At 44.8% G+C, this 26,011-nt stretch carries 23 protein-coding genes and 1 riboswitch; of the genes, 4 read left to right on the top strand and 19 right to left on the bottom strand.

Features of this window, described 5'->3' with window-relative positions; all coding sequences use genetic code 11:
• Nucleotides 1-349: 349 nt before the first annotated feature.
• Nucleotides 350-874: a DUF5317 domain-containing protein gene (locus HNQ34_RS11560; RefSeq protein WP_183254678.1), complete on the bottom strand. Its 525-nt coding sequence runs from the start codon at nt 872-874 to the stop codon at nt 350-352.
• A gap of 199 nt (nt 875-1,073) precedes the next feature.
• Nucleotides 1,074-1,162: riboswitch (cyclic di-GMP riboswitch) on the bottom strand.
• Between the two features lie 122 nt (nt 1,163-1,284).
• Between HNQ34_RS11560 and HNQ34_RS11555 the strand changes: the two genes are divergently transcribed.
• Both HNQ34_RS11555 and HNQ34_RS11550 read left to right on the top strand, forming a co-directional pair.
• A complete protein-coding gene (locus HNQ34_RS11555) occupies nt 1,285-2,163 on the top strand; it encodes an IS982 family transposase (RefSeq protein WP_183254676.1) in 879 nt (292 codons plus the stop codon).
• Nucleotides 2,164-2,434: 271 nt separating this feature from the next.
• Nucleotides 2,435-4,045 carry a HAMP domain-containing protein gene (locus HNQ34_RS11550; RefSeq protein WP_183254674.1) on the top strand — a complete coding sequence of 537 codons (1,611 nt, stop codon included), beginning with the start codon at nt 2,435-2,437 and terminating at the stop codon, nt 4,043-4,045.
• Between the two features lie 102 nt (nt 4,046-4,147).
• Here HNQ34_RS11550 and HNQ34_RS11545 read toward each other — a convergent pair whose 3' ends face one another.
• The 8 genes from HNQ34_RS11545 to HNQ34_RS11510 form a co-directional block, all read right to left on the bottom strand.
• Nucleotides 4,148-5,455 (bottom strand): dihydrolipoamide acetyltransferase family protein, encoded by a 1,308-nt coding sequence (locus HNQ34_RS11545; protein WP_183254672.1) that lies wholly within the window; start codon nt 5,453-5,455, stop codon nt 4,148-4,150.
• Nucleotides 5,456-5,618: 163 nt separating this feature from the next.
• The gene (locus tag HNQ34_RS11540; protein ID WP_183254670.1) at nt 5,619-6,602 is read right to left on the bottom strand and encodes an alpha-ketoacid dehydrogenase subunit beta; all 984 of its coding nucleotides are present in this window, start codon (nt 6,600-6,602) and stop codon (nt 5,619-5,621) included.
• Between the two features lie 13 nt (nt 6,603-6,615).
• Nucleotides 6,616-7,611, bottom strand: coding sequence for a thiamine pyrophosphate-dependent dehydrogenase E1 component subunit alpha (locus HNQ34_RS11535; protein WP_183254669.1), 996 nt, complete (start codon nt 7,609-7,611; stop codon nt 6,616-6,618).
• A 23-nt stretch (nt 7,612-7,634) separates the two neighbouring features.
• Entirely contained in the window at nt 7,635-9,056 is a 1,422-nt protein-coding gene (gene lpdA / locus HNQ34_RS11530) for a dihydrolipoyl dehydrogenase (protein ID WP_183254667.1), read from the bottom strand.
• Between the two features lie 16 nt (nt 9,057-9,072).
• Entirely contained in the window at nt 9,073-10,179 is a 1,107-nt protein-coding gene (gene buk / locus HNQ34_RS11525; RefSeq protein ID WP_183254665.1) for a butyrate kinase, read from the bottom strand.
• A 63-nt stretch (nt 10,180-10,242) separates the two neighbouring features.
• The gene (bcd, locus tag HNQ34_RS11520) at nt 10,243-11,346 is read right to left on the bottom strand and encodes a branched-chain amino acid dehydrogenase (RefSeq protein ID WP_183254663.1); all 1,104 of its coding nucleotides are present in this window, start codon (nt 11,344-11,346) and stop codon (nt 10,243-10,245) included.
• Between the two features lie 29 nt (nt 11,347-11,375).
• A complete protein-coding gene (yqiS, locus tag HNQ34_RS11515; RefSeq protein WP_183254661.1) occupies nt 11,376-12,281 on the bottom strand; it encodes a phosphate butyryltransferase in 906 nt (301 codons plus the stop codon).
• 168 nt (nt 12,282-12,449) lie between these two features.
• Nucleotides 12,450-14,513 (bottom strand): sigma-54 interaction domain-containing protein, encoded by a 2,064-nt coding sequence (locus HNQ34_RS11510; RefSeq protein ID WP_183254658.1) that lies wholly within the window; start codon nt 14,511-14,513, stop codon nt 12,450-12,452.
• Nucleotides 14,514-14,640: 127 nt separating this feature from the next.
• Here HNQ34_RS11510 and HNQ34_RS11505 point away from each other — a divergent pair, with 127 nt between their 5' ends.
• Nucleotides 14,641-14,877 carry a DUF2627 domain-containing protein gene (locus HNQ34_RS11505; RefSeq protein WP_183254656.1) on the top strand — a complete coding sequence of 79 codons (237 nt, stop codon included), beginning with the start codon at nt 14,641-14,643 and terminating at the stop codon, nt 14,875-14,877.
• A 15-nt stretch (nt 14,878-14,892) separates the two neighbouring features.
• Here HNQ34_RS11505 and HNQ34_RS11500 read toward each other — a convergent pair whose 3' ends face one another.
• Nucleotides 14,893-15,618 carry a glycerophosphodiester phosphodiesterase gene (locus HNQ34_RS11500; RefSeq protein ID WP_183254652.1) on the bottom strand — a complete coding sequence of 242 codons (726 nt, stop codon included), beginning with the start codon at nt 15,616-15,618 and terminating at the stop codon, nt 14,893-14,895.
• 100 nt (nt 15,619-15,718) lie between these two features.
• Between HNQ34_RS11500 and HNQ34_RS11495 the strand changes: the two genes are divergently transcribed.
• The gene (locus tag HNQ34_RS11495) at nt 15,719-15,865 is read left to right on the top strand and encodes a YycC family protein (RefSeq protein ID WP_183254650.1); all 147 of its coding nucleotides are present in this window, start codon (nt 15,719-15,721) and stop codon (nt 15,863-15,865) included.
• Between the two features lie 24 nt (nt 15,866-15,889).
• Here HNQ34_RS11495 and spo0A read toward each other — a convergent pair whose 3' ends face one another.
• From spo0A to xseA, 9 genes are all read right to left on the bottom strand, one after another.
• Nucleotides 15,890-16,669, bottom strand: a complete 780-nt coding sequence (gene spo0A, locus HNQ34_RS11490; RefSeq protein ID WP_183254648.1) for a sporulation transcription factor Spo0A — start codon at nt 16,667-16,669, stop codon at nt 15,890-15,892.
• Between the two features lie 267 nt (nt 16,670-16,936).
• Nucleotides 16,937-18,226, bottom strand: coding sequence for a SpoIVB peptidase (gene spoIVB, locus HNQ34_RS11485; protein ID WP_183254646.1), 1,290 nt, complete (start codon nt 18,224-18,226; stop codon nt 16,937-16,939).
• Nucleotides 18,227-18,351: 125 nt separating this feature from the next.
• Nucleotides 18,352-20,073: a DNA repair protein RecN gene (gene recN, locus HNQ34_RS11480; protein WP_183254644.1), complete on the bottom strand. Its 1,722-nt coding sequence runs from the start codon at nt 20,071-20,073 to the stop codon at nt 18,352-18,354.
• A gap of 18 nt (nt 20,074-20,091) precedes the next feature.
• Nucleotides 20,092-20,541 carry a transcriptional regulator AhrC/ArgR gene (gene ahrC, locus HNQ34_RS11475; RefSeq protein ID WP_183254642.1) on the bottom strand — a complete coding sequence of 150 codons (450 nt, stop codon included), beginning with the start codon at nt 20,539-20,541 and terminating at the stop codon, nt 20,092-20,094.
• 50 nt (nt 20,542-20,591) lie between these two features.
• Nucleotides 20,592-21,431, bottom strand: coding sequence for a TlyA family RNA methyltransferase (locus HNQ34_RS11470; protein ID WP_183254640.1), 840 nt, complete (start codon nt 21,429-21,431; stop codon nt 20,592-20,594).
• A 3-nt stretch (nt 21,432-21,434) separates the two neighbouring features.
• Nucleotides 21,435-23,327, bottom strand: a complete 1,893-nt coding sequence (gene dxs / locus HNQ34_RS11465) for a 1-deoxy-D-xylulose-5-phosphate synthase (RefSeq protein WP_183254638.1) — start codon at nt 23,325-23,327, stop codon at nt 21,435-21,437.
• A 219-nt stretch (nt 23,328-23,546) separates the two neighbouring features.
• Nucleotides 23,547-24,425 (bottom strand): polyprenyl synthetase family protein, encoded by an 879-nt coding sequence (locus tag HNQ34_RS11460; protein WP_312856125.1) that lies wholly within the window; start codon nt 24,423-24,425, stop codon nt 23,547-23,549.
• A 5-nt stretch (nt 24,426-24,430) separates the two neighbouring features.
• Nucleotides 24,431-24,661 (bottom strand): exodeoxyribonuclease VII small subunit, encoded by a 231-nt coding sequence (locus HNQ34_RS11455; protein WP_044744471.1) that lies wholly within the window; start codon nt 24,659-24,661, stop codon nt 24,431-24,433.
• Nucleotides 24,654-26,006: an exodeoxyribonuclease VII large subunit gene (gene xseA / locus HNQ34_RS11450; protein WP_183254636.1), complete on the bottom strand. Its 1,353-nt coding sequence runs from the start codon at nt 26,004-26,006 to the stop codon at nt 24,654-24,656. Before xseA ends, HNQ34_RS11455 begins: the two co-directional genes overlap by 8 nt.
• Nucleotides 26,007-26,011 lie beyond the last annotated feature (5 nt).

Below are 26,011 nucleotides of genomic sequence, written 5' to 3'. Positions count from 1 at the left end.
TTAGCACATCTATTTTAACCAAGGAGTCGGGTTCATGTCTCCTTTTTTGTTTGGATGTAAATTTATGTTAGTAAATTTGCTCAACTACAGTAATTAATCAATACGCTAAAATAAAACACTAACAAAGCTGTTGCCCAATCGAACTTGAATAATATATATAAGAGACCAACAATGTTTCCGTTATATTGGTCTCCGCTTGGAAGTTTAATTGTGAAAAAATCTAAACAAAAAATGAATAAAATGATAATGAGAAACTCAAGCCAGCGGTCGATATGAAGGTGGGATATCATATAAAAAATTGACAAAATCCCTATAGTGAATATTGTAAAAGTATACCAATTATTGTCTTTCATGATCGCTGCCCTCTCAACGAATTTTGAACGATAAAAACAATCAAACCAATTCCAATGAACACATCGCCTACGCTCATTACATAATTCGTACCAATCGGCGTAAAAAATGGAATCCAATCTCCAAGCCACCAAAATAAAGATTGTTCCATTCCACGATGCCGCGAATCCCCTTCGAAACTTAAATTTTCTAAGTTGGCGATTTTCATCGCCGTTTCCGATACAGGCATAAAACCGTTATGCAAAATGAGCGCCAACGTGTTGAGCAGCGCCCCCCAAAAAATCCATTTTACTCCCGGCAACTGGCGGTTTAAAAACAAACTAACGAGCATGAGAATAAAAGTAATATTTAAAATGACAGGATAATATAAGTTTTTCTTTAAAGACAAATACGCCAAACCTAGTTGCACTACGAAGCAGCCAATCATCAAAAAAGGCGCTTTTAATTCGACCGTAAAAACCGTCAAAGGATTTTTTTTGCGAACAAGAGCTAAAATAATTCCCGTTAAAATAAAATAAACCATTTTCCACATTCCTTTATTATAAATATTGCCATCATTTATATTTCAAAAAAGGGCTATCCCATAAACAATGAGACAGCCCCCGTTTGTGTCGCCCACGGCTTAGAACCATGGTTTTGGTACAATAGTAGCCATTGCCATTGCGGCAAGTGCTGCCATTGTAATGAAGTAACGCAACTTCATTTTCATTTTGACTCCTCCTTTCGGTAGCTGGCTGGCATAGTAGAAATCTCTACCGTAGCCCCTGTAGCTTTGCGTCCTTCGGTTTCCCGAAGTTTGCCTTTATCGGGGTTACGCTTATATAATACAATACTCGTGGTGCTAGATAAAATCGAGTAAGCATAAAAATAGCCCTTGCTTGTGGATCTCCTGTAGAATGAAAGTGCGATCCAACATTCGAAAGGAGAATCCCCATGCAAGAGCACTTTCATTTTACTACAGATCAAGCAAAGATTCAAAAACAATATGCAGCCATTTTCTTTTTTGTTTCTGCCCAGCTGTCACAAATTCAATTCTATCTTCAACGCCGCAATCGTCATTTGGTGAAACAAGAAGATGAGGTGATCATTGCTATTCATCTTTTAGGAAAGCTGCTTGGCTTCTCTTCCGAACGGGAATGGCATCGCTTTGTGACTGGGAACTTGTTTACGGATGGACATTTTCTCGAACGTTCTCGCTACAATCGTCGTTGTCGAGCGCTGCGCTTTGCGATCAAATGGATTCGCCATGAGCTAGCCAAACGTGGGCAGCACCACGCCTATGCGGTCGTAGACAGTATGCCGATCGAGTTGTGCCATGCCGCAAGAATGTACCGTGTCAAACGATTTCAAGGAATCGCGGACATCGGGCTTTGTGCGTCGAAAAAGCAGTGGTACTATGGATTTAAGCTCCATCTTCAAGTGACCGACCAAGGACTGCCCATGGGATACGTGGTAACGGAGGCGTCCTGTCACGATCGAACCGCAGCTGAAACCGTCATGACTCAAATTCCTCATCCCTTTAATTTGGGAGACAAGGGATTTATCAGTAGCGAATTGCAAAAAAAGTTGTATAAAGCGTACCAAATCGCCTTTTGGACTCCATCTCGCAAAAACCAGAAACATCGTCCATCAGCATCATGGGAGAGATGGCTAAAACAAAAACGGAAAGTCATTGAAACGGTGTTCTCTGTCCTCGTTGACCAGTATCGCATCACAGAAATTCGTGCTAATTCGATTTCAGGGTTTGAAGTGGCACTAGATGGCATATTGTTGGTGTATTCGCTTGTAACACTCGGGCTAGTTGAGCGCTAGCGCTCAACTAGCACCATGGGTAATACAATATTTTTTATATCATTCCTACTATATTTTTTATCTGTTGTAATAATTTTTCGAAAACTTGCTTTCGTAATCTTTATTAGTTCCATATTTTTTTTAGTCTAGTAAAAGTGTGAAAATCAGCTTCTACTAGGACTATTTTCATACTTAGATAAATAAAATTACTCATCGATGTCCATGCATCATCAACGAATATCATTGTATAATTTTAATAGTTTTATAACAAGTTGGTCGGGGGAAGAAGCATATGAAAAAAAATACGGTCATTCAGCAAATTTTTATGCAAATAACGATTCTTCTTTTTTTAAAAGCGGTACTACTCTCTAGCGCATTCTATTTTTTAGCTAAAAAACAGCTAGAAAAGGCGGTATATAACGAAATTAAACAAACATCACAAATCATTAAAGAAGCGATGGTTACAGCTGATGATTCACAACAAACGATTGAAAGGCTGATTGATCAGAAGCTGTTAAGCGCATCTAAAGAGATCGCTAAACAGCTGAAAGGCAAAAATATAGACGACATTACACGTCAAGAGTTAGTTCGACTAAAAAATGAAGTGGGCGTTTACGATATATCATTGTTTGTAAAAAAGGGCGATGATATTGTTGTCGCTCAATCCTCTGACCTTAACGAAGTCGGTTTAAGTTCCAAAAATTGGGGATATTGGTTTACAGCTTTTCAGCAACTGATGGCTGGAAAAGAAGTGACCGTTGGCAAAGGATATTATGTTAAAAATTTTTGGTCTGGCCCTATTTCAAAATCAGAGTGGGAAGACAAATATTATAAATATGCGTATTATTACGATGGAACCACTTCATTCATGATCAATCCATATATTTTAGATCAAGAAATTTATCGTCTCACTCACGATCATGGACCGGCGGAACTCATTAAAAAAATTATCCGTTCGCAAGATGAAATTGTCGAAATCGCTGTTATTAATGTTCCTGCTTGGTTAAAAGGCAAAAAAAATAAAGTCGTTGAACCGCAGAGAGATTTACCCGTTCTTTTTGGACGCCATACCTTTCTATTAAGTGAAGACCGTGACTTTTTTAAAAAAGCGTTGAACAAAAATGAAATTTTAAGCGTACAGTTTTCTAAAAACGATGTTTCCTATGCAAAATTTTACGTCCCAATCGAAAATAACAGAGTTTTAGCCATCGTGGCAAATTACAGCCAAGGAATGTACGTTTATTACAAACTAATGTTTATATTTATTAGTTCTTTGATCGTTTCGACCATTTTGATCTTTATCATTTTGAAAAACGTTACAAAAAATCACTTAAAACCGTTAACTGCGATTACTCAACATATCCAATCGATTTCTAAAGGACATCTGTCCACATCTCTTCACATTTTTACGAAAAATGAATGGGGATTAATTGCTCAATATTTAAACGATATGACAAGAAATATTAGCGGATTAATTGTCGAGGTAAAAAAGGAAATAGAGTCGTTAGTAAGTTTATCGGCATTGTTAAACGAAACGATGGATACGTCGCTTAAAACGATCGATGAACTATCGAGCAGCATTACTGCCGATTCCGAAAAAATATTTCATGAAATCGATATGTACAGTGGCAAACTCGCCCATTATTCTAACCAAATATTAGGTATGATTGAATCAATAAAAAGCGATTTTCACGAAAAAGAACAGCTAGTGGCATTATTACATGAGATGACCGCTACCCTTTATTCGTTTCGCACATTTACGAAACAATACGTTTCCTTAATTACAAATATGAATCTCTTATCTTACCAAACTGTCCAAGACGTTGATCTTGTTATTGATAAATTAACGAAGCTTTCACAAGAGCTAGAAGAACGGATCAAAGTGTTTCAACTAGAACAATGAGGCGATTTCCTATACTCCACCGAGTTCGAAGTGACACATGTCTCTATCCAACAACTCCAAATATGCCACCCCCCACTGCAACGTTGCAGTGGGGGTTTCGCATTAATAAAGCGGCGTATTGTCTTTTGAAATGTTCTCTAAAATTTCTTTGACGCGCGCTAAGAAGCGGCCGCAAATTAAGCCGTCAAGGACGCGATGGTCAAGCGATAAGCATAAGTTGACCATGTCGCGAATCGCGATCATGCCGTCTTTGACAACGGGACGTTTAACAATTGATTCGACTTGCAAAATCGCTGCTTGTGGATAGTTGATAATGCCCATCGATTGTACGGAACCGAAGGAACCGGTGTTGTTGACGGTAAAAGTGCCGCCTTGCATATCTTCTGGGCGCAATTTGCCGGCGCGCACTTTCGCCGCTAACTCGGCAATTTCACGGGCGATGCCTTTGATTGATTTTTCGTCGGCATGTTTAATGACGGGAACAAATAGCGCATCATCAGTCGCAACCGCAATCGAAATGTTAATGTCCTTTTTCTGAACGATTTTATCGCCCGCCCACATCGAGTTGATTTGCGGAAATTCTTTTAGCGCTTGCGCCACCGCTTTGATGAAGAACGCAAAATATGTTAAGTTAAAGCCTTCGCGTTTCTTAAATTCGTCTTTAATTGAATCGCGGTACGCCACTAAGTTCGTGACATCGACTTCGACCATCGTCCATGCGTGCGGCGCTTCATGTTTGCTGCGAAGCATATTCGTTGCGATCGCTTTGCGAACAGGTGTGACTGGAATTTCGATGTCGCCTGCTTGAATAGGAACATTCGAAATTGCTTGTTGTTTTGGCGCTGCTTGTACAGGCGCTTCTGCTTTCGGCACCGGTGCAGCAGCTGACTGAGCTTGCGCTGATTGTGCCGCCGATGCTTGGTCAGCCGTTGGAATATGGCCGAACTCGATTAATTTCAGCAAATCTTTGCGCGTAATGCGGCCGCCCAATCCTGTTCCTTGTACTTGCGTAAGGTCGATATTATGCTCTTGCGCTAAGCGAAGAACAGCTGGTGAATAGCGGCCTCGTTCTCCTGCTTGTTTTTTCGGCGCTTGAGCTCGAGCTTCTGTTTGTGCAGGTACTTCTGCTTTTGCTGCTTCTTGCTGTGCTTGTTCTGCTCCTAGTTCTCCTTCTATTTCCATCGTACAAATGACCGTACCGACCGGCAATGTTTCGCCTTCTTTGGCGATGATTTCTTTAATGACGCCTGTAAAAGAAGAAGGAATTTCTGCATTTACTTTATCTGTCATCACTTCCGCAATCGGGTCGTATTTGTTGACTTTGTCGCCGACAGAAACAAGCCATTTGCTGATCGTACCTTCTGTGACGCTTTCACCTAGCTGAGGCATAGTCAGTTGTTCAATTGCCACATCGATGACCTCCCATCTTGATTAAAAACTGCTAAACTTGCGTGAGGATCGAGGCTGTTTTTTGTTTTGGCATCAGCCTCCGCTTTGCTTATTGTCCAGCACAGCTCGCAACACCTTCGGGAAATTTTCCTTCGGCGTTAAGCGCTCGCCTCCGCTTTTCGTATTAAAACGCAGCTAATTCACGCATTGCTTTTTCGACTTTGTCATGGTTGACCATGAAAAATTTTTCCATTGTTGGCGCATACGGCATCGCCGGAACATCGGGACCGGCAAGGCGCATAATTGGCGCATCTAAGTCGAATAAACAATGTTCCGCAATAATCGCTGCGACTTCGCTCATGACGCTTCCTTCTTTGTTGTCTTCCGTCACAAGAAGCACTTTTCCTGTTTTGCTTGCCGCTTCGATGATCGCTTCTTTATCTAACGGATAAACGGTGCGCAAATCTAATACATGTGCCGAAATGCCGTCTTGCGCGACGCGCTCTGCTGCTTGAAGCGCAAAGTGCACGCATAAACCGTACGTGATCACGGTAATGTCTTCGCCTTCACGTTTGACATCCGCTTTTCCGATTGGCAACACGTAATCATCTTCAGGAACTTCGCCTTTAATTAAGCGGTACGCGCGTTTATGCTCGAAGAATAAGACGGGATCTTCGTCGCGAATCGCTGCTTTTAACAATCCTTTGACATCATAAGGAGTCGATGGCATGACAATTTTTAACCCCGGCTGATTGGCGAAAACGGCTTCAACCGATTGTGAGTGGTAAAGCGCGCCGTGAACGCCGCCGCCGTATGGCGCACGAATGACGATCGGGCAGTTCCAATCGTTGTTGGAGCGGTAGCGAATCCGTGCTGCTTCCGAAATAATTTGGTTGACCGCCGGCATAATAAAGTCAGCGAATTGAATTTCCGCAATCGGACGCAATCCGTACATTGCCGCGCCAATCCCCACACCGACAATGGCCGACTCCGCCAGCGGCGTATCGATGACGCGCTCTTCGCCAAATTGCTCATACAATCCTTGTGTTGCTTTGAATACTCCACCTTTTTTTCCGACGTCCTCTCCCAGTACAAAGACGCGCGGGTCGCGTTCCATTTCTTCACGAATCGCCATCGTAACGGCATCAATATACGAAATGACTGGCATGTATAGTTCCCCCTTATTTCTCAGCGTATACGTACTTTAATGCATGTTCAGGCTCTGCGTATGGTGCCTTTTCTGCGTAATCGGTCGCTTCGTTTACTTGTTTCATGACGCGGGCATGAATTTCTTTCTCAAGTTGGCCTGTTAACACGCCGACTTCTTTTAAGTAGTTCGCAAACGAAATAATCGGGTCTTTCGCACGCGCCTCCGCCAATTCCTCAGGCGTACGATACACGCGATCATCGTCGTCCGAAGAGTGAGCCGTTAGCCGATAAGAAACCGTTTCGATCAATGTCGGACCTTCGCCGCGGCGCGCACGGTCAGCTGCTTCTTTTACAACTTTGTATACTTCAAGCGGGTCGTTTCCATCGACCGTATAGCCAGGCATCCCGTAACCAATCGCGCGATCTGACACTTTTTCGCACGCCAATTGTTTTTTTATCGGGACAGAAATTGCGTATTTGTTGTTTTCGCACATAAAAATGACCGGCAATTTATGAACGCCTGCAAAGTTCGCTCCTTCGTGGAAATCCCCTTGGTTGGAAGAGCCTTCACCGAACGTTACAAAGGAGACGAAGTCTTTCTTTTCCATTTTCGCTGCCAACGCAAATCCGACCGCATGCGGCACTTGCGTCGTAACCGGCGAAGAACCTGTGACGATGCGGTTTTTCTTTTTCCCGAAGTGACCTGGCATTTGGCGGCCGCCAGAGTTGGGATCTTCCGCTTTCGCAAACGCGGAAAGCATCAATTCTGTCGGCGTCATACCGAACGTCAAAACGACGCCCATGTCGCGATAGTAAGGTAATACGTAGTCTTTCGTACGGTCTAATGCGAATGCCGCTCCAACTTGTGCTGCTTCTTGACCTTGACAAGAAATGACAAACGGGATTTTCCCTGCACGGTTTAACAACCACATACGCTCATCGATTTTTCGGGCTAAAAGCATCGTTTCATACATTTCCAATACCGTTTCATCGCTTAAGCCTAACGCTTGATGACGATTTTCTGCCATCGAAAAAACCTCCCTTTATTCGCTTAAAAATGAATCGCTTTGCCATCGACCGCTAACGCTGCTTCCATCATCGCCTCTGATAACGTTGGATGCGGATGGATCGTATGCGCCACTTCCCAAGGTGTCGCATCTAACACGCGGGCAAGACTTGCTTCTGAAATCATATCGGTCACATGAGGGCCAACCATATGAACGCCAAGCAAGTCGTTCGTGTCTTGATCCGCCACAATTTTCACAAACCCTTCTGCTTCGCCAAATACAAGCGCTTTTCCAATGGCTTTGAACGGGAATTTGCCGACTTTTACGTTATAGCCTTTTTCTTTTGCTTCGTCTTCGGTTAAACCGACGCTTGCGACTTCCGGACGGCTGTATACGCATTTTGAAATCATTGTGTAATCAATCGGCGCTGGGTTTTGGCCGGCGATATGCTCGACAGCGACGATCCCTTCATGTGAAGCTACGTGAGCAAGCTGCAAGCCGCCAATGACGTCGCCGATTGCATAAATATGCGATTCTTTCGTTTGATAGAATTCATTTGTTTGAATGAATCCTTTTTCCACGACAATATCTGTATTTTCTAAACCGATGCCTTCGATATTCGCTTGGCGGCCGACCGAAACAAGCATTTTTTCCGCTGTAAACGCTTTTTGTTCTCCTTTATGTTCCGCTTTAATCGTCACGCCGTTTCCTTTTTCAAGCGTTTCAGGCAATACTTTGGCGCTTGTGACGATGTTGATTCCGCGCTGTTTTAATACTTTTTCTACTTCTTTTGAAACGTCGCGGTCTTCCGTCGGCAAAATGTGGTCAGCATATTCAAGTACGGTTACTTGTACACCAAAATCATGGAGCATCGAAGCCCATTCGATTCCGATGACGCCGCCGCCAACGATAATGATCGATGCCGGAAGCGTTTCTAATTGCAACGCCTCGTCAGAAGTGATCACGAATTGTCCGTCAATGTCAAGTCCTAGCAATGTGCGCGGACGCGAACCTGTTGCGATAATGACGTTTTTCGGAACAAGCATTTCATTTTCGCTGCCGTTGTTCATTTCGACCGAAATGGTTCCCGGCATCGGCGAGAAAATCGAAGGGCCTAAAATGCGTCCTGTTCCTTCGTATACATCGATTTTCCCTTTTTTCATTAAATGTTGAACGCCTTTATGTAATTGCTCAACGATGCTTCTTTTGCGCGCTTGCACTTTCGGAAAATCTAATTTTACATCGCTAGCAAGCACGCCAAACTTTTCGCTTTCTTTCGTTTGCGCGTACACTTCTGCACTGCGAAGCAACGCTTTGCTCGGAATACAGCCTGCATGCAAGCACGTTCCGCCGAGCTTTCCTTTTTCGACAACGGCTGTTTTTAAGCCTAATTGTGCTGCACGAATCGCCGCTACATAGCCGCCTGTGCCGCCGCCTAATATGACGAGATCGTACTCTTTTGCCATTTTGTTCCTCTCCCTTCTACTTCATATTCGTTGTAACGAAATTCCCCGGGTATTCTTTTGCTTTTTCCTCGCCGCGTAAAACGCGCAACGCTCCTTCTGCAAGAGCTTGCAGTTCGTTTTCGCCCGGATGAACAATAACCTCTGCAATCCATTTTACACGGTCGGCAATTTCTTTCACAAACCCTTTTCCGTAAGCAAGCCCGCCGGTTAACACGATCGCATCGACTTTTCCGGCCAAAACAGTACTTGCTGCCCCGATTTCTTTCGCCACTTGATAAGCCATGGCGCTATAAACGAGCTTCGCCTTTTCATCGCCGTCTTCAATCATTTTCTCTACTTTAACCGCATCGTTCGTGCCAAGATAGCCGACTAATCCGCCTTCGCCAACGAGCATTTTCATGATTTCTTCCCGATAATATTCCCCTGAAAAACATAACGAAACGAGGTCTCCTGCCGGCACTGTCCCGGCTCTTTCTGGGCTGAATGGCCCTTCGCCGTCCAAGCCATTGTTGACGTCGACAACGCGGCCTTGTTTGTGCGCGCCAACCGTAATCCCACCGCCCATATGTGCAACAATTAAGTTTAGTTCCTCATATTTTTTTCGGAGCTGTTTCGCCACACGGCGAGCGACCGCTTTTTGATTCAAGGCGTGGAAAATGCTTTTCCGCTCGATAAGAGCAAAGCCGGAAATGCGCGCAATCGGATCGAGCTCATCAACGACAACCGGGTCGACGATAAACGCTGGAATGTTGAGCGCAGAGGCGATTTCGTGAGCTAAAATGCCGCCGAGATTGGAAGCGTGCTGGCCGGCATAACCTTTGCGCAAATCAGCTAACATTTGTTCATTTACACGGTATGTGCCCCCTTCAATCGGACGCAATAGCCCTCCGCGGCCGCAAACGGCGCTTAATTTCGAAATGTTAATCCCTTCTTCATCAAGCGCACCTAAAATCGTTTCCTTGCGAAATTCGTATTGGTCAATGATCGATTTATATTGTTGCAACTGTTCCGTATCATGGCGAATCGTTTTTTCAAAAATGGAACGTTCATTGTCAAATACACCGATTTTGGTTGAAGTTGATCCTGGATTAATAACTAAAATGCGAAACTCCTTCTCCTGCAAGATTCCAACCTCCATTTTTATAGTGAAAGCGAGAATGATTATTCCCGCTTTCATTCTTCATTTTTAGCGGCCGCGACGACGGCTTAAAATGTGATGGCCGTTTTGCAAAAATTGGCTGCGCGATTTGCGCATCGTTTCAATGCGTTCTTCTGCCAAACGGTCCGCTGCTTTATATGTCGGAATGTTGTCGCGTTTCGCGATTTCCAATACTTTTTCAATGTTATTGTAAATTTGCTCTACTTTTTTCATTGCACGTTCACGGTTGTAGCCATATAATTCGTCCGCCACGTTGATGACACCGCCTGCATTGATCACATAGTCAGGCGCATACACGATTCCCATTTCGTGAATAATATCGCCGTGTCTTGCTTCGCGCAATTGGTTGTTGGCTGCCCCTGCAATTACTTTTGCTTTCAATTGCGGAATCGTTTGGTCGTTAATAATCCCGCCAAGCGCACAAGGAGCGAAAATATCGCAATCTACGCCGTAAATATCGTTTGGATCGACCGCTTTCGCGCCAAATTGTTCGACAACGCGCTGTACCGCTTCTTTGTTAATGTCTGTGACGATCAGTTTCGCCCCTTCTTCATGAAGGTGGCGGCATAAGTTGTACGCAACGTTGCCGACGCCTTGAACCGCAATCGTTTTTCCTTCCAACGAATCGCTGCCAAACGCTTCTTTTACCGCTGCTTTCATGCCGCGATAGACGCCATATGCCGTCACCGGAGATGGATTGCCGGACGAACCGAACTCCGGCGAAATGCCTGTGACATAATCTGTTTCTTGGTAAATAATGTCCATGTCCGCAACCGTTGTGCCAACGTCCTCCGCTGTAATATAGCGGCCGTTTAAGCCTTGGATGAAGCGACCGAACGCACGGAACATCGCTTCGTTTTTATCTTTGCGTGGGTCGCCGATAATGACCGTTTTCCCGCCGCCAAGGTTGAGGCCGGCTGCTGCGTTTTTGTATGTCATGCCGCGTGCAAGGCGAAGCGCATCTTCAATCGCTGCTTCCTCCGATTCATACATCCACATGCGCGTACCGCCTAATGCCGGTCCGAGCGTTGTATCATGAATCGCGATAATCGCTTTTAATCCTGATTCTTTGTCTTGGCAAAATAGCAATTGCTCATAATCGTATTGTTCCATGTATTTGAAGATTTCCATGTTGTTTTCCTCCCCAAATTTCTTTTCATTTATTTCGATGCCGAACAAACCGCAAGGGCTAACGAATAAAGTTTGCTTTCCGCTGAGTCGGCTCGCGATGTGAGAACGATCGGTGCTTTTGCCCCCGCGATCACTGCGCCTACTTTTGCATTCGCAAAATAAATGAGCGACTTATACAAAATATTTCCTGCTTCAATATTAGGGACAAGCAAAACATCCGCTTTTCCCGCAACTTCGCCGGCGATACCTTTATGCTCTGCGGCGATCACCGACACGGCATTATCAAGCGCCAGCGGGCCATCGACGATACAGCCTTTCAATTGGCCGCGCCCGTTCATCATCGTGAGTGCCGCCGCATCAATCGTTGCCGCCATCGCTGGATTGACGACTTCCACCGCCGCAAGCGGAGCCACTTTCGGCATTTCAATTCCGATCGCTTTAGCGACAGATACTGCATTTGCAACAATTTGCATTTTCTGTTCCAAATCAGGAGCGATATTCATCGCGGCATCCGTTACGATGATGTACCGGTCATAGTTCGGCACTTCAAATACGGCTACGTGGGATAAGACATTTCCGGTCCGCAAGCCATATTCTTTATGGAGAACAGCTTTTAAAATCATCGCTGTTGGAATGTTTCCTTTCATCAAAACGTTTGCTTCGTTTAAATGAACGGCTTTTACCGCCAGTTCCGCTGCTTGGACGGCCGAATTGGCATGAACAATTTGAACCTTGCCATTTTTTTGATAGTCTTCATCCTTTTGTTTTAGTAAATGAGAGATGCGTTCACGATCTCCATATAAAATAAACTGGCCAAATTGATGGTCTAAAGCCATCGTCACGGCTTCAATGACTTCTTCATCTTCCGCTGCGGCAACTGCCACTGTCATATCGGAATATTGGGTTGCTTTGTCTACTAGTGATTGCAGCTTCATCTCATGGATCCAACCCCTTTTTGAGCATTTTTTCTATCGCTCTTTAATCTTGCAAAAAGTGTGCCAAATCAAAAAACACACCTCTCTTAAACAAAAGCAAGCATTTTGCCTTTGAAACCATTGAAAACGCTTTACTACAATATTGCAATTTTTTGCATGATACGCAAATTATTGCATGTATTTTTTTGCAAGTCCATACTTTTCTAATTTGTAATATAAATTGCGAATCGAAATACCTAACATTTTCGCGGTAGCGGTTTTATTTCCGCGGCATTGGCGGAGCGCCGCATCAATGATTTGCGCTTCATATTGCTCGAGCATTTCCTCGAGCGGCCGCAATACTTCTCTGCCGACCACCTCTTTGATCTGTTTGTCGCGCGGCATTTGCAGCGGCGGAATATGATGGACATCCATCTGTGTTTCGTTAAACTTCATAAAAATCATCGCCCGGCCTAATACGTTTTCCAGTTCCCGCACATTGCCGGGCCAATCATATGTGGAAAGATAGCGAATCGCTTCGTCGGTCAATCCTTCAACATTCCTGCCGTAATCTTGGTTCAGTTTATGAATTAAATGCTGGCATAGTGCCGGAATATCTTGCTTTCGCGCCCGAAGCGGCGGAATATGAATCGGCATTCGATTGAGCCGGTAATATAAATCTTCCCGAAACGTCCCTGCGGCAATCGCTTTTTCAAGGTTCACATTCGTTGCGGCAATGACTCGGACATTGATCGGGATCGGTTTTGTGCCGCCGACGCGAACGATTTCCCGCTCTTGCAGAACGCGCAACAATTTCGCCTGCGTATTCGCCGAAAGCTCGCCGATTTCATCTAGAAAAATGCTGCCGTTATTCGCTTCTTCGAACAATCCTCGCTTTCCGCCCCGCTTTGCTCCCGAAAACGCTCCTTCCTCGTAGCCGAACAATTCACTTTCTAAAAGCGACTCTGAAATCGCCGCGCAGTTTACCCGAATAAATTTATTGTATTTTCGGTCGCTTGCGTTATGGATCGCATGTGCAAATAATTCTTTTCCCGTTCCGGATTCTCCGCGCAATAAAATCGTCACCGGTGTTTTAGCTGCCAGCTTCGCCTGCTCGATTGCGACCATCATTTCTTCCGATGTACCGATAATATCCGCAAACGAGTATTTCGCTTCAAGCGTGCGAATAATTTGCCGCGCCCGGTTTAATTCGTTCGTTAAGCGCTGAATTTCCGACACGTCATGAATGACGCCGACACTCCCTTTTAATGCGCCGTCGACAATAATCGGTGCGACATTGACGATCACGTCACGATTTTTCGGCCCGACTTTCATGCGCACACCACGGACGGGTTTGCGCGTTTTCAATACTTGCATATGCATGCTTTCCCCTTCGGCAATATCGGCCGTCGCCGGTTTGCCGATCACCTCTTCCTCGGATAAGCCGGTAAGGCGCGTATACGCCGGATTGATTAAAATGCCGTTGCCATGCTCGTCCACAACCGAAATCGCTTCTTCGGAAGAATGAATAATCGCCTCCAACATCATGCGAATTTCTTTTAAATTTGTGACCTCTTCCGCCAGCTGCATCACTTCGGTCACGTCTTTAAATACAGCTAATGCTCCGAGCAGCTTGCCTGATTCACCGACCATCGGAATGCGCGTCGTAATAATTTTCCGACCGTTTTCTAGTTCCAACTCCTGATGAAATTCGATTTGTTTTGTTTTTAATACACGCGGCAGTCCGCTTGTCGGAATGATTTCTAAAATATGTTTTCCGATCGCTTGATGTTTGTCCACTTCAATCATGAAAGCGGCGCTATCATTCATATGGGTAATATACGCAAATTCGTCAACCACAATCATTCCATCGTGCGTCGAGTTAAAAATTAAGTCGCGGCGCGCCGTTTCGCTTTTTAACGTGGCAATGAGCGCTTCCTTTTCCTCGACGAGCTCAGCGATAATATATGCTACTTCTCCTGGGATCACGACGGTGTTTTTTTGCCGCTTTTTGCGAATTTGTTCGAATACGTCTTTTTCTCCTGTCGCTTCAATGACGATGTCGATGTCATTCGTTAAAAACGGGCGCCAGTCGCTTCCCGTTGGAATATTCATCGTCTTGGCTAACTCTAATCCTGGTGCGCGGTCATTGCGATCAACTACCGCTGCCACTTCCATTGTCGCCGCTTGCTCGAAAATTTTTAATAGTGCAGTTCCACCTTTTCCAGCGCCAACAATCAATGCTTTTTTCATCCCATCCACCTTACCATTGTGCAATTTTTTGCAGATATCTTTATCATAACGATATTTCTTGACAAATACAATGAAACGGTTAACAATTTTCATGAAACGATTTTTTATGCGAAAGGACTATGTCGCTATGCAACGAATGATTGCTCTTATCATTTTGCTCATTCCTGGATTTATCGCCGCGCTAGGAATTAAATGGATGCGCGATACGTTGTTTGGAATTTTGCACCCGCCTATTCCATTTCTTTGGCTGCAGTTTTTATGTGGATTCATTTTTTTCGTACTCGGGTTAGGGTTTATCGGAGGGTTTATTTTTCACCGCGACCGGAAACGAAATAAAGTGCAACCGAGATTCCAAAAAAAATGACCTAAACATCACCGTTCAGGCCTTTTTTTTTATCTGTTTGGCTTTTTGTGGATAATCGGTAAAAATCGCATCAACTTGATATTGAAACATTGTTTTCATCGATTCCTCGCTGTTAATCGTAAACGGCCGCACATGCACATGATGAAGATGCGCCTCGCGGACAAACGATTCTGACACGGTGCGGTAGTACGGATGCAAACCGCTCGCTCCCAAAAGCCGCGCGTATTGCCACGGCTGATAGAGCGGCTCCATATAAAGAAGCGCCGTTTCGATGTTGGGCGCAAGCTGGCGGCAGCGGGCCATGCTGTTATGATTGAACGATGAAAAAATGATGCGCGGTTCTAGTCGATAATGTTTTACTATACCGATTACTTTTTCTTCGAGTTTTTCATAAGGAATTAACCCGTTTTTTAATTCAATGTTCAATAACAAAGAAGTCCCGGAAATCCATTCGAGCACTTCTTCTAGCAACGGAATGCGGCACACCTGATATTGTTCCGCAAATTTATAAACCGCGTTGAGCGTTTGCAAGTCGCGATAAGTAAAATCTTTCACCCATCCTGTTCCGTCGGTCGTGCGGTCGATCGTTTCATCATGGATGACGACAAGCGCTCCGTCTTTTGTCATTTGCACGTCTAATTCAATGCCATCCGCCCCTGCCCGCTCCGCTTCATAAAAGGCGATCATCGTATTTTCCGGATGCGTGCCGGCCGAGCCGCGATGCGCAAAAATTTTCGTCATATCTTTGCCCCTTTCCCAAGCAATCGAAAACATAGTAAAATTATATGCAGCCATGCAAAAAAGTTTTCCATCTTGCTGAGAGATGAAAAGAGGTGATTGTATGCGCCCGCATCAAATTTCGTTAGAAACGGCGCAAAAGCTTGCCAAAGCGCTAGGCGTTCCGCTCGAGCAAGTGATGCACATGCCGCAGCACATTTTAATTCAAAAGCTCATGGAGATAGAAAAAGCGAAAAAAGATGAAAGGTAGCCCGCAACAGGACTACCTTTTTCGTTAACTCGCCTTATGCTCAAGCCGCAATTTATCCGCCACCATCGCGATGAATTCGGAGTTCGTCGGTTTTGCTTTCGACATGCTTACGGTGTAGCCGAACAAGGAAGAGATGGATTCAAGATTGCCGCGGCTCCAAGCTACTTCAATCGCATGGCGAATCGCTCGCTCTACGCGGCTAGCGGTCGTGTTATATTTTTTTGCAATATCCGGATACAGCACTTTCGTAATCGAGCCGAGCAGTTCAATATCGTTATAGACCATCGAAATCGCTTCGCGCAAATACAAATACCCTTTAATATGCGCGGGCACGCCGATTTCGTGAATGATGCTTGTAATGCTTGCATCCAAGTTTTTCGGTTTGCTTTCACGCACTTGATACGCAACAGGCGCTTTTTTTACAACCGGCGTTGTTTTCCCGTGCACTTGGCGAATATGATGAACTAAGTTTTCCATATCAAACGGCTTTAAAATAAAATAAGAAGCGCCTAAATCAACCGCTTTTTTCGTTACATCTTCTTGACCGAACGCTGTGAGCATGATGACATTTGGCTGCTTTTCCCGCTTCGTGCGCATTTTTTCAAGCACCGCTAAACCGTCTAAATGAGGCATAATGATATCTAGCAACAATATATCAGGACGCTTTTCCTCAAGCATATATAAACAATCTTGTCCGTTATATGCCACGCCGATGACTTCCATATCATTTTGACCGGAAATATACTCTTCCAATAGACTTACTAATTCACGATTATCATCTGCAATACACACTTTAATTTTCAAGAAAATCTGCCTCCCCACTTCCAATTCGTCATCTAATTTTATGTAATATTCTACCTAAGTTCATTCGACACAGCCACCAAAAATCCTTTATTTTTGCAAAAATAAGTATTTTTAAAAAATTCGCCAAAAATCATCCGTATTCGACGAATTTCTATCTGCTTCTTTGTCGAAAAATCTTTATGTTATTATTTTATCGAATCGTTCAACAAATATCTATGCAAAAAACGAAAAAATATTAACTTTTTTTGCTAAAAAAAGCGAGCATTTTCAGCTCGCTTTTTGTTTTTGCTTTCCATATATATCAATTCCGGCTTCGTTTAACATCCATTCAATATACACACCATACCCCGACGTCGGATCATTAACAAATACGTGCGTGACTGCACCAATCAACTTCCCATCTTGGATGATTGGGCTTCCACTCATTCCTTGCACAATTCCTCCTGTCTTTTTCAACAGACGAGGATCCGTCACACGAATGACAAGCCCTTTGGTCGCTGGAAACTTTTGTGGAATTGAACTGACGATTTCAATGTCAAACGCTTCTACTTTATCGTCCTCAATGACCGTCAGCATTTTCGCTGGTCCTTCCTTCACCTGATGCGATAACGCAATCGGCATTGGTTCGTCAAACAGTCCGTTTTGCACCGGTTTTGATAAAGTGCCAAAAATGCCGAACGGGCTATTATTTGTGATGTTACCGATTACTTCTTTGTCGGCCGAAAATCGCGCCAATTTTTCGCCGGGATTGCCGCTGCTCCCTTTTTCAATGGACGTAACAGTCGATTTCATAATTTGCCCGTCTTGAACGACAATCGGTCTTCTCGTATCCATATCGGAAATGACATGTCCAAGTGCTCCGTATTTTTTTGAAATTGGATCAAAAAATGTCATCGTTCCAATTCCAGCAGCAGAATCGCGAATATATAAACCGATGCGATACGCATGATCCTGTTTATCCTTTAACGGCGTCAGCTTTGTTGCAATCGAACGCTGATCACGAAGAAGTTGTAGTTGAAGAGGTTGTCCTGTTTTTCCCGCCTCTTCAATAAATGGCGAAAGGTCGCTCATTTTTTCAATTTCTTTTCCATTTACATTCGTAATAATATCTCCTACTTGAATCCCTGCCAATTCTCCTGGCGATTTTTTCCCATCTTCCGTTTCGACAAGGTGATAGCCAACAACAAGAACGCCTAATGTATTTAATTTTACTCCGATCGACTGTCCACCAGGAATGACTTTTAAGCTCGGGAGTATTTTGACATTGACTTGTTTAATTGGCATTCCTCCCATATTTAAAATCATTTGCCCATCATTGCGCTGCTTCGCTGCGATCGAAAGCGAATCCTCTGTTTTTATAACATCAACTGAATGAGAAGTTCCTTTCATTTCGGCATGAACGGGAAAGGCAGAAGCGAAACTTACCTTTTCTTCTTCAAACATCACAATTTGCTTCGGAATGTGCAAATACTCTTTCATCGGTTTTGACATACTAATCACAACAAATGAAACAAGGAGAAAGATCCCCATCATTTTTCTTATTATTTCTGCGCTCAAGCCTTTTCACTCTCCTCGCTCCCACCTACACCTTTAAAAATGTGGCTACAGTTTTAATTTTGCCTTAATCGCCATAAATATAATCGTTTCGCCCATAAAAAAAGCTACCCATAATGGATAGCCTTTCATCCTTTTATTTTCGCGGCTAATTCGAGCAATTCTTTTGCATGCTCTTTTGTTAATTCCGTAATTTCAACACCGGAAATCATTCGGCCGATTTCTTTAATTTTTTCTTCATCAGTCAACGCTTTAACCGATGTTTTCGTACGGCTTCCGTCCGTTTCTTTTGAGATCAACAAATGCGTATCAGCCATCGCCGCGACTTGCGGCAAATGGGAAATGCAAAGCACTTGCGAACCGACGGACACGCGGTAAATTTTTTCAGCAATAGCTTGTGCCACGCGGCCGCTGACCCCTGTATCGACCTCGTCAAAAATGATCGATGTGACTCCTTGATGCTTCGAGAAAATGCTTTTTAATGCCAGCATGATGCGCGATAATTCCCCGCCAGAGGCGACTTTCGCAAGCGGTTTGAGCGGTTCGCCGACGTTCGTCGAAAGATAAAACTCGATAACATCGACGCCGTCTTCGTGAAATTTTATCGGCACCCCATCGATAAGCGGGGCATCTAGCGCCCCTTGTCGCTTCGCAAAAACGATATCGAATTGCGTTTTATCCATGTATAAATCTTTCAGTTCTTGGTGAATATGCTGAATAAGCGTTTGAGCGTGTTTCATGCGAACACTTGTGACATTTTTCGCCTCAATCAGCAAATCTTCAACGACCGACTGCAACTCTTTTTGGAGCTGATGAATATGCGTATCCCGGTTTTGAATCGTATCGATTTCGTCGACAATTTTTTCTGCATACTGCAAAATGTCGGCTACCGTTTGCCCGTATTTTCGTTTCAAATGGTTGATTTCGTTTAGGCGCCCTTCAATGAAATCGAGACGGCTTGGATCGTATTCTAATTGTTCTAACTCATCGCGCAATTTATAAGTGATTTCCTCGAGCAAATAATAGCTGTTGGCAATCGTTTCGTACGCCTCTTTCAGTGTGGAATCAATATGGGTGACATCATCTAGATGGCTCATCGCCAGCCCGACCCAATCAAGCCCGCGCTGTTCGCCATATAGCGCTTCATAGCTATGTTTCAGCGCTTCGTAAATTTTTTGGAAGTTCATGATTTTCACTTTTTCTTCCATCAACTGTTCATCTTCGTTCGGCTGCAAGTTCGCTTTTTGAATTTCATCAAGCTGAAATGTTAATAAATCAAGGCGATGCGCCATTTGTTGCTCATTTTCATTTAACTTTTGAAGTTGCTTTTTCAGGTGTTCATATTTTTCATATACGGCGCGATATTCTTCAAGCGCGGCGCTAATTTCTTTGCCGCCATATTCATCAAGCAACGGAAGATGCCTGCTTGGGTCCATCAATTCTTGATGCTCATGCTGCCCATGAATGTCGACAAGCGTCGAGCCGATTTCGCGCAATACCGCCATTGTCACCAATTTTCCGTTGACGCGGCAAACGCTTTTTCCACTGACGGAAATTTCGCGGCGCAACACGACCATTCCTTCGCTGATGTCAATGCCGACTTCGGCGCATTTTTCATAACACGGATGCATTTCGTCATCCAATAAAAATAGCCCTTCAATTTCTGCCCGTTCTTCTCCATAACGGACAAACTCAGCCGAACCGCGCCCGCCAATTAACAAATGAATCGCATCAATAATGATTGACTTCCCGGCGCCCGTTTCCCCTGTTAATACCGTCAGCCCTTTATCAAACGAAATGGACAACGATTCGATAATCGCAAAATTTTTAATGGACAATTCCGCTAGCATGTTGGAATCACCCCATGTTTATAGCATATCCAGCAAACGCTGCGAAATTTTTTCCGTATCTTCCGGAGTACGGCAAATAATGAGGCACGTATCATCGCCGCAAATCGTTCCAACGATTTCATTCCAATCGAGATTATCGAGCAATGCGCCGATCGCGTGGGCGTTTCCCGGCAGCGTTTTCATGACGAGCAAATGACCGGCGCCGTCAATTTTGACAAATGCATCCATCAAGGCACGCTTCAATTTTTGCAGCGGGTTAAACCGCTGATCCGCCGGAAGGCTATATTTATAACGCCCATTCATCATCGGCACTTTCACGAGCTGCAATTCTTTAATATCTCTTGAAACGGTCGCCTGCGTCACATTAAATCCCGCCTGCCTCAGCATATCAACTAGTTCATCTTGCGTTTCAATTTCATAATTCGTAATAATTTCACGAATTTTAATATGGCGTTGCCCTTTATTCAACGTTAACACCTCGCACAGTATTTATCATAAAAACGGGAATAACGCATTTGTTATTCCCTCGGCTCTCCATTCACTAGCTTTTCGTGTGCTTGTTTGACGACTTCACTCGGCCGTTTAGACAGCTTGTTATCGCCGATTTCTTTTTCTCCTTCCCAGCGGAGATGAAGCAAAAATTCGATATTGCCGTCTCCTCCGGTAATCGGTGAATGAGACAAGTCAAGGACGTCATAGCCTTCGTGAAGCGCAAATTCAATCATCGACACAAGGACGAATTCATGAATGTTTGCTTCCCGAACGATTCCTTTTTTTCCAACGTGTTCTCTTCCCGCTTCGAACTGCGGCTTCACAAGTGCAATCACGTCACTTCCCGGAACGAGAACCGTTTTTAAAACAGGTAAAATGAGCTTGAGCGAAATAAACGATACATCGATCGTCGCAAATTCCGGAAGGCCTTTCGTAAAATGGGCCGGCGTTACGTAACGGAAATTCGTTCGCTCCATGACAACAACTCGCTCATCTTGGCGAAGTTTCCAAGCCAACTGGTTGTACCCGACATCGAGCGCATATGACATTTTCGCCCCATGCTGCAAGGCGCAATCAGTAAAGCCGCCTGTAGACGCGCCGATGTCCAACAAAATCTTATCTTTTACCGTTACGTCGAACGTGCGCAACGCTTTTTCCAACTTTAACCCACCGCGGCTAACATATGGCATTGCGTTTCCTTTAACTGTAAGCGGGATGTCCGCTGACACTTTCTCTCCGGGCTTGTCTAAGCGCATTTCGTTCGAGTAAACAAGCCCGGCCATAATCGCCCGCTTCGCTTTTTCGCGCGTTTCGGCCAATCCTCGTTCAACTAATAGTATATCAAGCCGTTCTTTTTTTCCTTTCATCTCTCATGCCCTTTTTTGTTTTCTTGGTATCATTGTTTTCACGCGATCGACAACATGTACTGTTGTTAAGCCGATTTCTTGCAGCAATTCTTTTACACTTCCGTGTTCAATGAAACGATCCGGAATGCCCATGCGCTGAATGACTGTTTGATGATAGCCATGATCGTGCGCAAATTCAAGCACTGCGCTGCCAAAGCCGCCTTGTAACGCCGCTTCTTCAATCGTTAATAGCGGCATATTGCTTTCGAACAACTCATGAAGCATTGCTTCATCCATCGGCTTAATGAAACGGGCGTTCACCACTTTGACGGACACATTTTCTTTCGCCAGCTTTTCCGCTGCCTCAAGCGCCATCGGAATCGTCGTTCCGAACGTTAAAATCGCGATATCTCGCCCTTCACGCAACACTTCCCATGTGCCGATCGGGATGGTGCGAAGCTCAGCGTCCATTTTTACACCAAGGCCGTTGCCGCGCGGAAAGCGAAGCGCAATCGGACCATCGTCATATTGAATGGCGGTATAGACCATGTGCTGCCCTTCATTTTCATCTTTCGGCATCATGAGAACAAGATTTGGAACGTGGCGCAAAAAGGCAATATCAAATACCCCTTGGTGCGTTTCTCCGTCTGCGCCAACGAGTCCAGCCCGGTCAATCGCAAAAAAGACGTTTAAATTTTGCCGACAGACGTCGTGAACAACTTGGTCATACGCGCGCTGCAAAAAGGTCGAGTAAATCGCTAAAAACGGCTTCATGCCTTGTGTAGCGAGCCCTGCCGCGAGCGTCGTCGCATGCTGTTCTGCAATGCCGACGTCGTACATTCGGTCTGGAAATTCGCTCGCAAATCCTTCTAGCTTCGAGCCGACCGGCATCGCTGGAGTAATTGCCACAATGCGCGAGTCTGTGCGCGCCAGCTTTCGCACCGTTTCACTGACAAGTTCACTCCACGAAGGCGCTTGATCAACCGGTTTTAAAAAGTCGCCCGTTTCAATTTTATATGGACCAGTGCCGTGCCATGTCCCGACTTTATCGTTTTCCGCCGGATGATATCCTTTTCCTTTTTTTGTAATAACATGAAGCAACACAGGTCCTTTAATTTTTTTTGCATAATGTAAATTCTCAAATAAATCATCAAAATCATGTCCGTTTACCGGTCCGAGATACGTGAACCCGAGCTCTTCAAAAAAGACGCCGGATACGAGCAAATATTTTAAGCTATCTTTAATTCGCTCGGCGGTTGCTGCTAATTTCCCACCGACGGCCGGAATTTTTTTTAGCAGCATTTCCAGTTCATCTTTCACCCATTGATATTTTCCAGCGGTCCGTAAACGGCCGAGCACGTTATGAAGCGCACCGACATTCGGCGCAATCGACATTTCATTGTCGTTCAACACAACGATCATATCTTTTTTCTCATGGCCGATATGGTTAAGCGCTTCGAGCGCCATTCCGCCCGTTAATGCTCCGTCGCCGATAATTGGAACGATGTACTCATTCGTTCCTTTTAAATCGCGGGCAATCGCCATCCCCATCGCTGCTGATAACGATGTCGAGCTATGTCCTGTTTCCCACACATCATGCTCGCTTTCGCTCCGTTTCGGAAAACCGCAAAGCCCTTTATATTGTCTTAACGTATTAAATTCTCCCGCACGCCCGGTTAAAATTTTATGGACATACGACTGATGACCGACATCCCAAAGTAATTTATCTTTCGGACTGTCAAATACTTTATGAAGCGCAATCGTCAGTTCAACCACTCCGAGATTAGGTCCGATATGTCCGCCTGTTTTCGATAGCTTCTCAATCAAAAATTGCCGGATGTCCGCGCTTAACTGAATGAGCTGTTCTGTAGACATCGATTTTAAAAAGCGCGGATCTTTAATTTCGGTTAAATTCAAACGAGACCACTCGCTTTCGTTTTATCATTCACTTCAAGTGCGCTGATATAATACAGATATTATTTATTATTATACATGATAAATGAATAAAGAAAAATGTTCTGCCGCTATTTTCCTCACAAGCGTAAAAAGAGCCGCTAACACAAATGTGATAACGGCAATACCTCCATTTTTTCACTATAACATAAGAAACAGGGAAACAACAACGACCTTCCGTTTTTAATGATCGCGCGTAGCGACTAAATCGCAAATATAGCGCAATGCATCATCTTGTACGTCTGCAGCTTGCAAATAGCGCTTTGCTTCTGCAATATGAAAGTTTAGCTTTTCTTTAGCCCCTTCCATCGTCAATAGTAACGGATACGTCACTTTTTCGTTTTCAATATCACTACCGACTTTTTTGCCAATTTTTTCTTCCGATCCTTCAATATCAAGAATATCGTCGCGGATTTGAAACGCTAGCCCTAAATGCGAAGCAAACGCATCAAGATATGCTCTTTGCGCTTCGTCCGCCCCGGCTAACAGCGCCCCGGCCAGCACGCTATATTGGAGCATTTTTCCCGTTTTATGACGATGAATATACTCCAACTCTTCTAGCAAAAGCCGCTGTCCTTCCCCTTCCATATCCGCCACTTGTCCAGCCACCATTCCTTCGGGCCCTGCGGCTTTAGCGAGTTCAGCGATTAACGCCAGCTTTGTTTCCGGCGCCACTTGCGCATCCGGCATCTCGGCAATGACTTGAAACGCATACGTAAGCAATCCGTCCCCCGCCAAAATTGCCATTGCTTCGCCGAATACTTTATGGTTTGTCGGCTTTCCGCGCCGCAAATCGTCGTTATCCATGCTCGGCAAATCGTCGTGAATTAATGAATATGTATGAATCATTTCAATGGCGCAGGCAACCGGCAGACCGATTTCTATTTCTTTATGAAACGCATGCAACGTCGCCAATAAAAGGAGCGGACGGATGCGCTTTCCGCCTGCTTCAAGCGAGTATAACATCGCCTGTTTCAATGTGCCCGGAGCGTTCAAGCGAGCGATATAGCGGGGAAGTTGTGCCTCAACGAGCTGCTTCTGTTCCCGTAAAAATTGCTCCACCAACGTTATTCCTCCTCAATGGAGAAAGGCGCTAATTGTCCGTCTTCGCGCAAAATGTACTCCATTTGTTTTTCGGCATGCTGCAGTTTATCATGGCACCATTTGGAAAGACGCATTCCTTCTTGAAAAAACGAAATCGCCTGTTCAAGCGGAACGTTGCCTTCTTCTAATTTTCCCACGATTTCTTCAAGCTGTTTCATCGCTTCTTCAAACGTTAATTCTTTTTCTTCACTCATCGAACGCTTCCTCCATTCCCCATACGTGACAATCAAGACGCCCATCTTGCAAGCGCACTTGAATTGTATCTCCCGGCTGCACTTGCCGAACGCTTTTTACTAATTCCTCTTTTTCATTATAGACTAAGCTGTAGCCGCGCTCCATAATTTTTAGCGGGCTTAACGCATGCAGTTGCGATAAAAGCGAGGTAAACTGCCATTGCTTTTGTTTCAAAAGCGACTGCATTTCTTTTTCTAATGATTTTGTCAGCGCTTGTTGTTTTTCCACCATTTTTGCTAGCTGTTCCGCTGGATGATGGGCCTCTAACTTTAGGTGAAGCTGTTCAAAGCGCTCCCGTTTTCGCTCGAAAAGCCGCTCGGTTTGTCGCTTCAGCCGTTCTAAAAGTGTGTCTAACTGCTGCTCTTTTTGCTCGTATAGTTTTTTCGGATAGCGAAACGCATACGATTTTTGCAGGCGGCTTAACCGCTCGGATTCGGCTGCCATTTTTTCTTTCATCGCCCGAATCAATCGCACTTTTCGCTGTGTCAGCCGCTCGATCAATTCGGCGACGTGAGGCACGGCTAATTCCGCCGCTCCGGTTGGCGTCGGCGCGCGCAAATCGGCAACGAAATCAGCGATCGTAAAGTCCGTTTCATGACCGACTGCCGAAATGACCGGAACGCGGGAAGCGAAAATCGCCCGCGCCACCTTCTCTTCATTGAACGCCCAAAGTTCTTCAATCGACCCGCCGCCGCGGCCAACGATCAGCACATCGATATATCCGAGTTCATTCGCTTTTTCAATCGAGCGAACGATCGAATCGGCCGCATGCTCTCCTTGAACGAGCGATGGAAACAAAATGACCGTCCCAAGCGGATAGCGGCGGCGAATTGTTGTGACAATATCGCGGATCGCCGCCCCAGTCGGCGATGTGACGACCCCAATATAGCGCGGAAAAGACGGGATCGGCTGTTTATGCTCTTGGGAAAACAATCCTTCTGCTTCGAGCCGCTGTTTCAGCTGTTCATAAGCCAAATACAAGTTCCCGATCCCTTCCGGCTGCATTTCTTTCACATAAATTTGATAGTTGCCGCTCGGTTCGTAGACAGAAATTTCACCGCGCACAAGCACTTTCATGCCGTTCTCCGGCCGAAACGCCAAATAACGGTTATAGCCGGCAAACATGACGGCTTGAATGCGCGCATTTTCGTCTTTGAGCGTAAAATACATATGGCCACGCGAATGATACGTAAAGTTGGAAATTTCCCCTTTAATCCATAAATCTTGCAAATGCGGATCGACCTCAAATTTGCGCTTAATGTATTTCGTAAGCGCCGTCACCGTAACATATTTAATTTCTGCCACAAGAC

The sequence above is a fragment of the Anoxybacteroides tepidamans genome (assembly GCF_014201465.1).
Lineage (GTDB): Bacteria > Bacillota > Bacilli > Bacillales > Anoxybacillaceae > Anoxybacteroides > Anoxybacteroides tepidamans.
This window is presented reverse-complemented; position numbering and strand designations above follow the sequence as displayed.